This is a genomic window from Nocardia sp. NPDC051990 (assembly GCF_040680755.1).
Lineage (GTDB): Bacteria > Actinomycetota > Actinomycetes > Mycobacteriales > Mycobacteriaceae > Nocardia.
In genome coordinates this window covers 57120-69848 of sequence record NZ_JBFAXH010000014.1, presented here as the reverse complement: position 1 = coordinate 69848, position 12729 = coordinate 57120, and the positions used below count along the sequence as shown (strand labels likewise).

The window sequence follows — 12729 nt, the reverse complement described above, 5'->3', positions numbered from 1 at the left end:
GGCTGGTCTCCTAGTCGAGAAAGTTCTTGAGTTCGTGCACGAGCTTCTGGATGCGTCCGGAAATCACCGGGGTGCCAAGGTTTTTGAACCGTTCACGGAACCATGGGTTGACGCTCTGGTGGCCGGAGCTGTTCACCGAGCCGACCGGGATGAGCTTCACCCCGGAGCGGTGCACCGCCTCCATGGCCTCGAACAACGGCTGGGAGCGGTCGAACTCGTAGAAGTCCGAAATCCACACCAGCACGGTGTTCTTCGGGTCGGTGATCTTGGGTTGGGCCATGGCCATGGCGACCGGGCCGTCGTTGCCGCCACCGAGATTGGTCCGCAACAGCACCTCGAACGGGTCGTGCACCCACGGGGTGAGATCCAGGGCGCGGGTGTCGTAGGCGATGAGATGCACATCCACCTTGGGCAGGCCCGCGAAGATCGACGCCAGAATGGTGCAGTTCACCATGGAGTCGACCATGGAACCGGACTGGTCCACCACCACGATCATGCGAGCGGGGACGGTGCGCTTGGCGGTCTGGCGATAGTAGAGCCGGTCGACGTAGAGGCGCTCGTCCTCGGGGTTCCAGTTGGGCAGGTTCTTCCAGATGGTCCGGTCCACATCCAGGTTGCGCAGGATCCGCTTGGGCGGGACCGAGCGGTCAACGGTGCCGACGCTGGTCTGGTGCACCTGGGCGCGCAGGACCTCGGCGACCTCGTCGATGTAGCGACGGATGAGGCGCTTGGCATTGGCCAGGGCCACGCCGGACAGATTGTGCTTGTCGCGCAACAGTTGTTCGATGAGCGACATGCTCGGGGTGAGCTGGGCGGCCAGGTGCGGATCGGCCAGCACTTCGCGCAGCCGCATGCGGGACACCAGTTCGCCTTCCAGCCCGGTGAGCACGCCTTGCACGGTGCCGGCCTGCTCCTCGCCCAGGCTGCGGCGCAGCCAGTTGGCGTCGGACTGCCAGCCCGCCAGCTGAGTGGCGCTGACCTGGCCGGAGCCGGTGGCGAAGACGTTCAGCAGCAGCTTGGAAACCAGTGCGGCGGTGCGGACATCGGCCGCGCCGATGGATTGGGGCGCGGCGGCTTCGGTCTCGTTCCCGCCGTCATCGGTTGCCGCTTCCTCGGTCGCGGAGTCACCGGTTTCGGAGAAGTCGAGGCTTTCGAACTCCGCCTGCATCTCCGGATAGCGTTGCACCACATTGTCGATGGAGATGCTCGGATCGAGCACGGCCAGCGGCAAACCCAGATCGTCGACGATGCCCGCGCTGGCCTGCTCCAGCGTCGGTTGCTGATCTCCGGTGAAGACACCGGCCAGGAGACGCCAGTACAGGATCTGGCGTCGCGTTTCATGATTCGTCATCGAGATTCTTCCGTGGGAACCCCGGCCTTCAGGCCGGGAGGAAACGCAAGCCGGCCGCCGGGCTGGCGGTGGCAGCCTGTGGAGCTGGTGTAAGACCTCAAAGGAGTACTCCTTTCGGGCGGTCGGCGACGAAGCAGGAACCCCTGACTGCGAAGCCAGGAATCCCTGTCCTTTAGGGCGGGGAAGATGTCAATTGCGCAGCAACCGTCCCGCGCGCTCGCGCAGCACTGCCACGGCATCGCCCGACCGAGCCTGTGCCTTGGCGACTTTCGGATCCGTCGGGCCGAGCGCCCAATCACCGTTGTGGAAGGTGGTGAGCGCGCCCTTGACCTTGCGCTGCACGGCCAGCGGCCGCACCGACCAGACGCCCGCATCCCAGCGCAGCAATCCGATCATGGCGCCGGAACCGGTCACCCCGGCCGGAGTGAGCGGACTGGCGGACGGCAGCGCGTCCAGCTCCACCCGGATCCGCTGCTCACCCATTTCCAGCACACCGTCACGGAACCGGTATCCCTCGAGCACAACTGGTTCGGCGATGTGCACCGGATCGCGATCCAGCGGCGCGACGGCCGGGGCCTGTGCCTGCGGCAACTGCACGGTGGCGGTGACGAACGGATCGGCGGCCTCCCCGGCCTTCGCCCGATCGTCATCCCACAGCAGGTCACCGGTCGCCGTCAGCGGCATGCCGGTGAGCTCCAGCGCGCGATGCTCGGCCAGCGCGGTGAGCAACTGCCGGTGCGTGCTCAGCAACTGCCAAACCGCCGGTCCCACAATGGTGTCCACCTTGGTCGCCGCCACCGACGCCTGTACTCGGCGGGCTGGTGCGCCCGCAACCTCCAGCACGCCGTGCACCTGTACCTGCACCGCGGTCCCGTGCTCGTGCAGGTCCACGCCCAGCGGCAGCAGGCGACCCGAAACAGACTCGCTCACAATGGATTCCGCGCCACGCCAGGACAGCAGCAGGGCGCGCGTCCACAGATCGGCCCAGCGTCGCGCGGGTACCCGGTCCATGGTGGCGATCGGTGCGGACGCGCCCAGTTCGGCGGTGAAGCCGTCCAGCAGCATCGCCAGCCGCCGCAGCGCGGGTTCGGCCAGCAGCGACTGCACGGTCTGATCCGCGGCCGCCACCAGGTCGTGGTCCACGCCGCGCCATCCGGCGATGGCCAATTCGCCCAGCCAGGCGCGAGAACCCGCCGCGAGCGGGCTCGGGGCGGCGGCATCCGGTGTGGCCGTCCACTCGGATCGATTGCGGCCCAGGGCCGTATCGGCTTGGTCGACCAGTGCGTCGTGCACCGCGCCCAGTAGGGCGGCACGGGCGGCTGCCAGTGCCGACAGCTCATCCGTGCCGATCGCCCCCTTGCTCACCTTCGACACCGCCGCCGCCACCGCCTCGGCCAGTGGCGAACCCGCCACGGCCGCGGCCAGCGCCACCAGTGCCGCGCTCTGCGGTTCGGAAACCCGGGCGAAGCCGTTGACCAGCGCGATATCGAAGCCGCTCACCGCGTCCAGGGCCGCCGCGACGCCGGTGGGCGCATCCGCCAGCGCGGCCAGTTGTACAGCCTGCATCAGCGACCCACCCCCGCCGGAAACCAGTGCAACTCCGGGATCGGCGTCGCGCTACGCGGCAGCTCCAGATAGGTCAGATGCCGCAGGAACCGGCTGAACACCGCGGCGGCCGGAGCCGGGTCACGAGTTCCATTGAGGCAGTTCGTGAGTCGGGAGCCCTCCGGGACCTCGACACGAAGGAAGCGCGCCACCCGGTCCTGCCCGTACTGGAGCACCGCTTCATCGATGAGTGCGTCCAGATGCTTGCAGGCCCATCCCTGGTTCAACCCACCGCACGGCCGGTTGTTATTGGTGCTACAGCTCAGCCCATGGGTCCCCGCGGTCACCGATGCCACGTACACGCGTGAGATATCGGAGCCACTCGACACCACGCCCTGCAGGCGTCCGTCGGCCAGTTCCACGAACGGCACCTTGTTCAGTTTGCGCGGTGCGACAGCGGGCAAAACCCGCACGACAGAAGCGCTTTCCCAAGCCGGTTCATCCGGCGCGGCACTCGGATTCGAGGCCATCGTTCTCCCTCCCGGTCGATCATGATGCGCCCAAGATAGGTGAGAGCACCGACAAGTGCCGTCTCAACCCCGAATCGGCTGGTGAAGAACACTTCCGCGTCGGCTGGTGCTTCTGCGTTTCGCATTCCTGTGGATCGGCGTCTACCTCGGGCTGCTGACCCATGCCAACCCCGAAGCCGTTACCGCGGTACGCACTATCGAATTCCCGATCGGTTTCCTCGGCCACCCCTTCGTCGCCATCGCCACCATGCCCGCCTGGCTCGGCGCCATCGCCACAGTGCCGCGATCGCTACCGGTCTCGGGTTCTTCGCCGTGGGCGCCGCGAACGCCGACACCTTTGTGCCGCTGCCCGGTGCGCATCTGACCAAGACGTTGTCGGATGGCACGGTCGTCGATATCACCTTGACCGATGAGTCGGCGAATATCAGTCCGTCGATGGGGGCGACGCCAGTGCATCGCAATGCGTGGGTGTCGGGCACGGCCAGGGTCGAGTTGTCCGGTCCCGGCGTGCGGGGCGGCCGAATCGACCCGGGCTATGTCGTCGGCTGCCAGGTCGATATCGCTGGTGGCGGTGCATCCGGCGGCGTGCAGGGGACCTTGGATTGGCGCGATGGGAAGAACATCAGGCCCGGCGTCGGTGCCACCTCCGGCGGCAATCTGACCCTCGGTCCCGGTCAGGCGACGGCGTTTCATCTGCTCGACCTCGAGCAGGCCGATGACTTCGGCCAGGAGGTGCACCGCTGGCGCCACCAGTTCAGCGGCGGCAGCGGGGGTGTCTCCTGGGCCGATGAGACCATCGGTCTGAGCGGATGTGCGGGCTACGCGCAGGCGCGTGCCTTTGTGAACGTCGAGGTGGAGACCGAGGGGGTCGTTACCTGGACCGTTCTGTGGGGTGCGCCGTTCAGCATCGGCTGAGGTTGAAACTGTTGCGGCACAATTGATCGCAGACTCAGCCGCTCCCGGGGCAAGGCGTAACTTCATCACGTTCACGCCGGTCGGCTTACATTCGTTGCGCGGTGTAGGGAATTATTGCTCTATATCCATTGCGCCGCGAATTCAATCGTCCTGTTCGACAGCGACGGAAATCCGTCCTGCACGACATATCCGGATTTTCGGTGACCAGAAGTCGAAAGAGGATTAACGTCGTCAGTCGACTATCGGTTGCGTTCGATTCCTTACTGTGAAGGAGCGATCTCGTCGATGAACAGTTCTTGGATTTCGCGTATCGCATTCACCGGCGCCGCCGCGGCGTTCGCGGTGGTTCTGCTGGCCGCGCCCGCGTCGGCACATGTCACGGTATCGTCACCGGATGCCGCGCGGGGCGGCTCGGCGGTGTTGACTTTCCGGGTGCCCAACGAATCGGCCACCAGCAGCGCGACTGTCGAGCTGGTGGTGCAGATTCCAGGGTTGACAGCTGCCGATACCCAGATGATGCCGGGTTGGCGGGCCGTGGCGAGCAAGGACAGCGCCCGCAATGTCACCGCGATCACCTGGACCGCCGATCCCGGCGGTGGGATCGGCCCCGGTCAGTTCGGTCAGTTCTCGGTGCTCGCCAACGGCTTGCCCGACACCGACACTCTCACCATGCCCGCGGTTCAGACCTACTCCGACGGGCAGGTCGTGACGTGGGATCAGGAAACCACGGCCGGTGCCAGCGAGCCCGAGCATCCCGCCCCGTCACTGGCGTTGGGCGCCAAGCAAGCCGGTGGCACGCATAATCACGGCGACATCCGTACGACGGCTTCGGCGGGCGGGTCGTCGAGTGACACAATGGCCCGGTGGCTCGGCGTTATCGGAATCGTGCTCGGTGCGGTCGGCTTGATCGCCGGAGCCGGGTCGCTGATCACGCGCCGCAAGGCCTGACCCGGTAAAACGCTCTTGATCCTCCTGTCTACAATCATGGGTTCATGGGATGAATCGGTCCGGTGCGCGGGCACCCTCCGGGCATCGGTTGCCGCGTGGGTGCGACGATGAACAGTGCTATGAATGGTTCGCCCGTGTCCCCAGCAATGCGGGTCACACGTGCGACGATTTTCGCGGCAATATGTGTTCTGCTTTCGGCCATCGGGCATGGGGAAGTGTCGCGCCATTCGGTGGCGCCGTCCGCGTTGCTGCTGGCTTTCGCCGCGACGTCGGCGGTGTCTTGGGCGGTGGCCGACCGTCAGCGCGGGATCCTCGCCATCGGTAGTGGGCTGCTGGGACTGCAGGTGGTGCTGCACCTGTGGTTCGGGGTGGCGGCGGCCGGTGCCCACGGGGGCCACGATATGTCGGGTGCTGCGGGGGATCCTCGCGCGCTGGGCATGATGGCCGTGCACAGCGTGGCCGCGGTGGTGTGCGCGGTCTGGCTCTGGTGCGGGGAAGTGGCGCTGTTCGCCCTGCTGCGTGCGCTGTACGCGCGGATGGTGGTGCCGCTGCTGTTGGTGCTCGTGCATTCGAGCGTGACCAATGGGGTGCCTGGTTCGGTGGTCGGCGTCGATCCCGGGGTGCCGGTGTTGCGCGGGGCCTTGTTGCGTTATGTGATGGCCCGGCGTGGGCCGCCGATCGGGCTTGTCGCCTGATTGCCGCGTCGCGGGCTGCCGGAATCCTTTCGGCGTGCCGTGCTGGTTTCTGCCTGTTGTGCGCTGCGACGGCGAATCTCGACCTTTTCCACGGCTGTTGATCGCTGCCCGTGTGGGGAATCGACATGACGGCTGGACTTTTCGATGCCATGTGGCATCGCTGAATCGAAATTTGTTGACAATGCATGCGATTATTTCACCGCTGCGCGCTGGCAGCGGTATTTTCTTGATCCCGCGAGCTCTTTCGCGCGGTTCCTGCTCCGCCGACGATCGGGTTTGTCTATCCGGAAATAGATCATGTCCGACGAACAACTGACCGCGCTCGCGATCGCCGCTGGGGATGGCGACCGGGCTGCGCTGGCGGAATTCATCAGGTCGACTCAACGTGACGTCTGGCGGTTCGTCGCGCATCTGACCGATGTCCAGTCCGCCGACGATCTCACCCAGGAGACGTTCTTGCGGGCGATGGGTAGCCTGCCGCGCTTCGCCGGCCGATCCACCGCGCGGACCTGGCTGCTGTCGATCGCCCGCCGGGTGGTTGTCGACCGGTTCCGCAGCGCGGCGGCGCGACCGAAGAAGGCGAACGTGGAGGACTGGCAGCAAACCCTGGAGCAGCACCGCCGCGATCACGACGTGCCGGATTTCCCGGAGGAGGTGGCCATCGCCGAGCTGCTGCGCGCCCTGCCCGATGATCGGCGCGAGGCATTTGTGCTCACCCAGGTCCTCGGCCTGTCCTACGCCGAGGCCGCGCAAACGGTCGGGTGCCCGGTCGGCACGATCCGCTCCAGGGTCGCGCGGGCACGCGAAACCCTGATCATCGAGTTGCGGGCGGCCGATGGACACCGGCAGGCGGACGCGGAACCGATAGTCGCTTCGGTGCGATTACTGCCAGGTGCGCGCGGTTCGGCCGCGGCGGGTTTCGCGGAGGTGGTGTGATGGGCGGGTTGGATCTACGCCTGGTGGGGGTGTCGTGTCGCCACGGTGGCGTCGAGGTGGTCAGTGATATCGACCTGGACGTGCGCGCCGGGCAGCGGGTCGCGTTGACGGGCACCAACGGATCCGGCAAGACGACCCTGCTGCGTGCGGTGCTCGGCCTGCATACCGCGGTGCGGGGTGAGATCGTTGTCGGTGGCCGCACCGGGCGCGGGGCCGCCGAGATTTCCCGCCGCCGTCGCGTGTGCGCGTGGATTCCGCAACGCCCTGCCGCAGGCCGGTTTCCATTGCTGGCCGGTGAACTGCTGGCCAGCAGCGGCAACCGCGAGCAGGCGGCGGCGATGGCGCACCGGCTCGGCGTCGGCGCGCTGGTCAACCGGCCGCTCGACACGCTCTCGGGTGGGCAGTTGCAGCGGATGCACCTGTCGCGCGCGGTCGGCTGTGTCGCGGCCGGTGCGGGCATCGTGCTGGCCGACGAACCAACGGCGGCACTGGATTTCGCGGGCCAGGAGGAGGCGGCCGACGTGCTCACGGAGTTGCCGGTCACCCTCGTCGTCGTCACCCACGACCGGGCCGTGGCACGACGCTGCGACCGGGTGCTGGAAATGGCGGCGGGCCGGTTGCGGGAGGTGGCGTGAACGGACCTGCTCAGCTGGGCGATTTGCTCGGGCTGATGCCGGTGCGGCGGGCCGGGGTGGCGCTGGTACTCGGTTCGATCGGGCTACCGGTCATCGGGGTGGTTATCGTCGGGCTCGACATCATTCCGGTGCGGTTCGCGATGATGCACGTCGCCCTGCTCGGCGCCGCGGTCGGAATGCTGACCGGTCTCGATCCGGCGCTGTGTGGACTGGTGGCTTGCGCGGTCGCCGGAGCCGGGATCAGCCCGCTGGCTCGCACACCGGAAAGTCTGTCCGGGGCAATGGGTTTGCTGATGAGCCTGGCGATCGCGGCGGCGCTGCTGGTGCTTTCGGTGGCCGGGGTGAACGCCTCAGCGGCATTCGCGCTGCTGTGGGGTTCCATTCTCTCGGTGCGGACCCAGGACGTGGTGGTGCTCGCGGTACTGGCCGTGCTGGTGCCCGCGCTGTTGTGGTGGCGGCGCCGCGATCTGGCGCTGCTGCTGCACGATCGGGAATTGGCGCTGGTATCCGGCGTTGCGGTGGGGTGGCTCACTCTGGTGCTGCTGGTGTTGGTGGCCGTCGCGGTTGCCGGTGCGATCCGGCTCACCGGGGCGTTGCTCGTCGACGCGCTCACCTTGCTGCCAGCCCTGGCCGCGCGTCGGCTCGGGCATTCGCTGGCCTCGATCATCTTCTGGGCCATGGGCATCGGTGTCACCGTCAACCTCATCGGATTCCTCCTTGCCCTCACCTTCGACCTGCCTCCGGGGCCGGTCCTGGTGCTCACCGCTGGGGCGGTCGCCCTCGCGGCTCACTTCATTCCTGAACGGAGAACACAGTCATGGCACGTTTCCGCTCATTGATCGCGGGCCTGTCCTGGACAACCGGCCTCGCGGTCGCTGCGGGTGTGCTGCTCGGCGGCTGTTCGAGCACCGATGACGAGCATGATCACCACGATGGGCAGCACCAACCGAAGGTCGTCGCCACCACCGCGTGGGAGGCGGCGTTCGCCAAGGCGGCGGGTGTCGAGAGCGTCAAGGTCATCGTGCCCGCGTCGGTGCACCACGCGCCGGACTACGACCCCAAACCGTCGGATCTGACCGCGGTCGCCGAGGCCGACTTCGTGCTGTACGCGTCGTTCGAACCGTTCGCGGGAAAGATCAAGGAGGCGGCGGGTTCGAAGGCGAAGCTGATCGAGGTGAATCTCGATAATTCCGCCGATAAGGTGACCGCACAGGTGAAGTCGCTCGGCACCGAATTCGGCACCTCCGACCATGCTGATCCGTGGGTGACCGCGTTCGCCGCCGAATACGACAAGCTGGGCAAGGACATTCGGGCGGCATGGCCCGGCAGCAAGCAGCCGACCGTTGTCGCACAGGTCTTTTCGACCTGGGCCGCGCAGCTGGCCGGTGCGGATATCGTCGGCACCTATGGACCCGAAGCCGTCACTCCCGGGCAGTTGGCCGGTTTGGCGGCCGAGAAGCCGGACTTCGTGTTCGACAATGCGCACATGTCCACCGGAGCGGTGTTGCCGGATTCGGGCGCCAAGCAGGTCTCGATCGTCAACTACCCGGGTCAGGACCTGGATCTGTTGACCGTCTACCGCGACGCCGCGACCACGCTGAAGAAGGCCATGTCGGGCTCCTGATCGTGGCGATCAGTTGCCAAGCAGGTGTTGAAAGTGCCTGCCCCGCAGCTGGTTTCAGCCTGTCGCTGCGATGAGTCGGGACTGCAGCGCGGCGCGGTCCGGTTTGCCCGCCGGGGTCAGTGGTAGAGCGTCGAGCAGCAGCAGGGACTCGGGGTGTTTTCCGCGTTCGAGTCCTTGGGACCGCAGGTGAGCGCACAATCCGGCGAGGTCGGGGCGGCGATTCGCGCGCGCGACCACCACCGCGGCCAGTTGTTCGCCCAGAACCCGGTGTGGCACACCGACACACACGACATCGCGCACGTCCGGATGGGCGGCCAGCAGCTGCTCTACTTCGGCGGTGCTGATATTCGCCCCGCCCCGGATGACAACGTCTTTGAGCCTCCCGACGACGTGCAGCCGTCCCTCGGGGTCGAGGACGCCGAGATCGCCGGTGCGGACCCAGCCGTCGTCGGTGCGGTAACGGGCGTCGAGTTCGGGAGCACCGACGTAGCACAGCGGTGTCATGGGGCCGCGCGCCACAATCTCCCCGGTCTCGCCGACCGCTGCCATCTCGCCGGTCTCGGTCCGGGTGATCCGGATATCGGCGACGCGCGGATCGGGCCGCCCCACCAGGACACCGGGACTCGCGGTAGCCGCTGCGTCCTCGACCAGTCCGGTATGACAGTTCACACCGTCTGCCGAACCGTAGAGGTTGACGACCGGGCATCCGAAAGCCCGCTGTGCCTCCTCGGCAGTTGCCCGATCCAGTGGCGACCCGCCGAGCACCAGCGCTGTCAGCGCGGAAGTGTCGGCGGCGGCAGCATTGTGGTCGAGCATCATTCGCACCATCGTGGGGACGCCGAACACATGTGTCGGCCGATGGCGTTCGATCGCGGCGATCGCGGCTTGCGGGGTGAAGTGGTCGAGCAGGATCAGTGCGCCGCCGTGGCGGGCCAGGGTGACCGCGGTGCCGTTGCTGCCGAACGCCGAGGCCAGCGGGACCAAGAACAGACTGCGCGGCGGTGCGCCGTCGCGCAGCAGGGAAGCCATGAAGTTCCCGCGCCCGCCCATGAGCGCATTGTGGGTGTAGGCCACCATTTTCGGTTCCGTTTCCGACCCCGAGGAGACCAGGATCCGGACCGCGGCGTCCGGATCGGGGCGATTCGGGATGAACGCCTCGTCATCGGCGCGCAGCAGCCTGGCGAAGGCGAGACATCGGTCTGGGGTGTCGGTTCCAACGGAGACGACGAACCGCAGCGTGGGCAGCCGGGTGCGCAGTTCGGACAGCTCGGTGGCGTGGTCGCGGCCACGGAACTCGGAGGTGGCCACGACGGCGACGGCTTCGGCACGGCGCAGCAGCGATTCGGCCTCGCGTATGCCCCGTCCTGCGGGGAACGGCAATGCCACGGCTCCGAGTGCGGCGAGCGCGAGGTCGATGATGACGGCCTCGCGGCAATTCGGCAGTTGCACGCCAACGACGTCGCCGGGGCCGATGCCTTCGGCGGCGAGCCCGGTCGCCAGCCGCCGTACCAGTACGTCGAGCCGGGTGTAGCAGAGTTTGCCCTTGGCATCGAGGACGGCGGTGCGGTGTGGGTCCAGGCACCGGTGCGCGCGGAACAGCGAATACAGATCGAGGTCGGGGCAGGCGCCATCGGCGGCCCAAGAACGGCGTAGCCGGTGCGGGACCAGGTCGCGCATCAGGACGGTCATCGGAACCTCCAAGCAGACGAAACAGCGACAGCTCCGTGCCCGTCGGTGGTCAGGGCGTCGGCGAAGCGGGGATCGGCGGGCAGGTCGGCCAGGTCGGTGGTTACGGCCGTGGCTTGAATGCCGTTGTCGCGCAATAGCGCAATGGCGTCATCGGTGGACAGCTCGCGAATCCTGTTTGTATAATCGGCGGCCGCGTTCGCGTGCTCATCGGTTGCGGCCACCAGACCGTCGCCGGTGGGCAGCGGGCGGCGGAATCCGGCCGGGCGGCGCGGTTGACCTCCGGCCCTGATCCGGTCCAGCGCAGGTGCGGTCAGCAGGTTTGCCGCGGCCAGCAGCGAGGATTCGACCCGCATACCTCGGCCGGTGTGCTCGCGGGCGAGTAGACCGGCCAGGATCGCCTCGGTGCCGAGCATGCCGCCGAGCACATCCAGCAGCGTCATCAGCGACGGCATCGGTGGTTCGTCGGCCGGTCGAGCAGCCTCGCCGACTCCGGTGCGGGCCTGCACCATGAAATCGGTGCCCATCGGGGCGTCGGCCAGCCGATCCGCCCAGCCGCTGGTGTAGGCGTAGACCAGGCCGGGGTTGACGGCCGACAAGTCCTCGGCGCCGAGTCCGAGCTGCTCGGCCTTGCCGGGCGCCCAGTTGTGTAAGAACACATCGGCGTCAGCGGCCAACTCGGACAGTCGCTTTCGATCAGTGGGCGATTTGATGTCGATCTCCACTGCGTCTTTGCCGCGGTTCAGTGCCAGCCAGCGGGCCGAGATATCCGAACAGGCGGGCGGCATACCGCGCAGCGGGTCACCGCCCGGGGGTTCGATCCGCACGACATTCGCGCCGAGCAGCCCGAGTAGGTGCGCCGCAAGCGGCGCCTGCACGCGGCGACCCGCCTCGAGTACGGTGAAACCCGTCAGCGGAAGATCGGTCGATCCGGTGGAACCGCTGCCAGCGGTGCGCCTTTCGGCTCCCGCAATCAATTCCCACGGCAGCACCGGCTCGGTCTGAATCTCCGTGGCCCGCTCGGTCAAGGTGTGTAGTCGGCACACGTCCGCTCCGGACGCATTCGCCGCCGCCCGCACCTGGATCCAGGTGCGCGCCGAGGCAGTGTGATGCAGGTCTTCGGGGAAAGGTGCGCAGGCCGTTGCATAACGGAATTGGAACGGCCGCCAACCCTTTCGCAACGCGGCCTGCGGTGCGTCCATGGCCCGCCAGAACTCGGCCCACACGCTGACATCGAGCGCTTCCACCTCGAATCGGACACCATCGGCCGTGGTAAACGGCGGCCCGCCGGGTGCGAGCGCGATGGCTTCGTCGTCATCGGCACACGCGGCGGCCAGATACTGGGAGATGGTCAGCAGCGCGACGCGATCGGCCGAAATGTCCACGGCGGTCGCGGATCCGCCGCGCACCCTGCCGATGAGGGCAGCGAGCAGCCCCTGCATGGTGCTGATTCCGGTGGCGGTAGCGATGTAGTCGACCGCGAGACCGCGCGGTGACCCGTCGCGGCGGCCGTGCACCAGCATCAGTCCCGCGGCGGCCTGCGCGGTCGCTTCGTCATATACCTGATTGTCCGCACTGCCCCAGGTCACTCGCGCCTCGACCACCGCATCATCCGGGGCGGTCAGCAGTACCGCATTACCGCGTCCGGTGACCGGTTCGGCGCCGAGCAGGCGCAGATGCTCGAGAGCCGTCGCAGGCCCGCTACCCGCGTGAAATCGCATGCCGCGCAGCGGTATCGAAGGTGGGCTTATATCCGATGTTCGCATGGTGCCGGGTGTCATGGCTCTCCTCTTGAACGACGTGCGCCGTCGGGAACTCGGCGGCGGTCGCCACCGACCAGTTCCACGAACACAGGAGTCGGACC

At 67.4% G+C, this 12729-nt stretch carries 13 protein-coding genes; 8 read left to right on the top strand and 5 right to left on the bottom strand.

Annotated features, from left to right (window positions below; translation table 11 throughout):
- Nucleotides 1–10: 10 nt before the first annotated feature.
- The 3 genes from AB0L63_RS23425 to AB0L63_RS23415 all read right to left on the bottom strand — a co-directional run bounded on the left by AB0L63_RS23425 (nt 11) and on the right by AB0L63_RS23415 (nt 3426).
- Nucleotides 11–1351 (bottom strand): VWA domain-containing protein, encoded by a 1341-nt coding sequence (locus AB0L63_RS23425; protein WP_364504603.1) that lies wholly within the window; start codon nt 1349–1351, stop codon nt 11–13.
- Between the two features lie 189 nt (nt 1352–1540).
- Nucleotides 1541–2917: a hypothetical protein gene (locus AB0L63_RS23420; RefSeq protein WP_364504601.1), complete on the bottom strand. Its 1377-nt coding sequence runs from the start codon at nt 2915–2917 to the stop codon at nt 1541–1543.
- Nucleotides 2917–3426: a hypothetical protein gene (locus tag AB0L63_RS23415; protein WP_364504599.1), complete on the bottom strand. Its 510-nt coding sequence runs from the start codon at nt 3424–3426 to the stop codon at nt 2917–2919. The genes AB0L63_RS23420 and AB0L63_RS23415 overlap by 1 nt, the downstream gene beginning before the upstream one ends.
- 106 nt (nt 3427–3532) lie before the next feature.
- Here AB0L63_RS23415 and AB0L63_RS23410 point away from each other — a divergent pair, with 106 nt between their 5' ends.
- The 8 genes from AB0L63_RS23410 (at nt 3533) to AB0L63_RS23375 (ending at nt 9179) form a co-directional block, all read left to right on the top strand.
- Nucleotides 3533–3790 (top strand): hypothetical protein, encoded by a 258-nt coding sequence (locus AB0L63_RS23410; RefSeq protein ID WP_364504597.1) that lies wholly within the window; start codon nt 3533–3535, stop codon nt 3788–3790.
- A complete protein-coding gene (locus AB0L63_RS23405; protein ID WP_364504595.1) occupies nt 3739–4341 on the top strand; it encodes an MspA family porin in 603 nt (200 codons plus the stop codon). The genes AB0L63_RS23410 and AB0L63_RS23405 overlap by 52 nt, the downstream gene beginning before the upstream one ends.
- A gap of 285 nt (nt 4342–4626) precedes the next feature.
- Nucleotides 4627–5289, top strand: a complete 663-nt coding sequence (locus tag AB0L63_RS23400) for a YcnI family protein (protein ID WP_364504593.1) — start codon at nt 4627–4629, stop codon at nt 5287–5289.
- Nucleotides 5290–5423: 134 nt separating this feature from the next.
- Complete coding sequence (locus AB0L63_RS23395) at nt 5424–5984, top strand: hypothetical protein (RefSeq protein ID WP_364504591.1); 561 nt, start codon at nt 5424–5426, stop codon at nt 5982–5984.
- Nucleotides 5985–6281: 297 nt separating this feature from the next.
- The gene (locus AB0L63_RS23390; RefSeq protein WP_364504589.1) at nt 6282–6920 is read left to right on the top strand and encodes a sigma-70 family RNA polymerase sigma factor; all 639 of its coding nucleotides are present in this window, start codon (nt 6282–6284) and stop codon (nt 6918–6920) included.
- Nucleotides 6920–7555: an ABC transporter ATP-binding protein gene (locus AB0L63_RS23385; RefSeq protein ID WP_364504587.1), complete on the top strand. Its 636-nt coding sequence runs from the start codon at nt 6920–6922 to the stop codon at nt 7553–7555. Before AB0L63_RS23390 ends, AB0L63_RS23385 begins: the two co-directional genes overlap by 1 nt.
- Nucleotides 7552–8394, top strand: coding sequence for a metal ABC transporter permease (locus AB0L63_RS23380; protein WP_364504585.1), 843 nt, complete (start codon nt 7552–7554; stop codon nt 8392–8394). The genes AB0L63_RS23385 and AB0L63_RS23380 overlap by 4 nt, the downstream gene beginning before the upstream one ends.
- A complete protein-coding gene (locus AB0L63_RS23375; RefSeq protein ID WP_364504583.1) occupies nt 8373–9179 on the top strand; it encodes a zinc ABC transporter substrate-binding protein in 807 nt (268 codons plus the stop codon). Before AB0L63_RS23380 ends, AB0L63_RS23375 begins: the two co-directional genes overlap by 22 nt.
- Before the next feature lie 54 nt (nt 9180–9233).
- On the opposite strand, the gene AB0L63_RS23370 is transcribed toward AB0L63_RS23375, so the two are convergent.
- Nucleotides 9234–10868 (bottom strand): class I adenylate-forming enzyme family protein, encoded by a 1635-nt coding sequence (locus AB0L63_RS23370; RefSeq protein ID WP_364504581.1) that lies wholly within the window; start codon nt 10866–10868, stop codon nt 9234–9236.
- Nucleotides 10865–12646, bottom strand: coding sequence for a CoA transferase (locus AB0L63_RS23365; protein WP_364504579.1), 1782 nt, complete (start codon nt 12644–12646; stop codon nt 10865–10867). Before AB0L63_RS23365 ends, AB0L63_RS23370 begins: the two co-directional genes overlap by 4 nt.
- Between the last annotated feature and the right edge of the window lie 83 nt (nt 12647–12729).

What these genes read in the sequence shown, in the direction of transcription:
- AB0L63_RS23370 (WP_364504581.1), bottom strand. Translation starts at nt 10,868, where the DNA reads ATGACCGTCCTGATGCGCGACCTGGTCCCGCACCGGCTACGCCGTTCT.
- AB0L63_RS23420 (WP_364504601.1), bottom strand. Translation starts at nt 2,917, where the DNA reads ATGCAGGCTGTACAACTGGCCGCGCTGGCGGATGCGCCCACCGGCGTC.
- AB0L63_RS23415 (WP_364504599.1), bottom strand. Translation starts at nt 3,426, where the DNA reads ATGGCCTCGAATCCGAGTGCCGCGCCGGATGAACCGGCTTGGGAAAGC.
- AB0L63_RS23425 (WP_364504603.1), bottom strand. Translation starts at nt 1,351, where the DNA reads ATGACGAATCATGAAACGCGACGCCAGATCCTGTACTGGCGTCTCCTG.
- AB0L63_RS23390 (WP_364504589.1), top strand. Translation starts at nt 6,282, where the DNA reads ATGTCCGACGAACAACTGACCGCGCTCGCGATCGCCGCTGGGGATGGC.
- AB0L63_RS23375 (WP_364504583.1), top strand. Translation starts at nt 8,373, where the DNA reads ATGGCACGTTTCCGCTCATTGATCGCGGGCCTGTCCTGGACAACCGGC.
- AB0L63_RS23365 (WP_364504579.1), bottom strand. Translation starts at nt 12,646, where the DNA reads ATGACACCCGGCACCATGCGAACATCGGATATAAGCCCACCTTCGATA.
- AB0L63_RS23400 (WP_364504593.1), top strand. Translation starts at nt 4,627, where the DNA reads ATGAACAGTTCTTGGATTTCGCGTATCGCATTCACCGGCGCCGCCGCG.
- AB0L63_RS23385 (WP_364504587.1), top strand. Translation starts at nt 6,920, where the DNA reads ATGGGCGGGTTGGATCTACGCCTGGTGGGGGTGTCGTGTCGCCACGGT.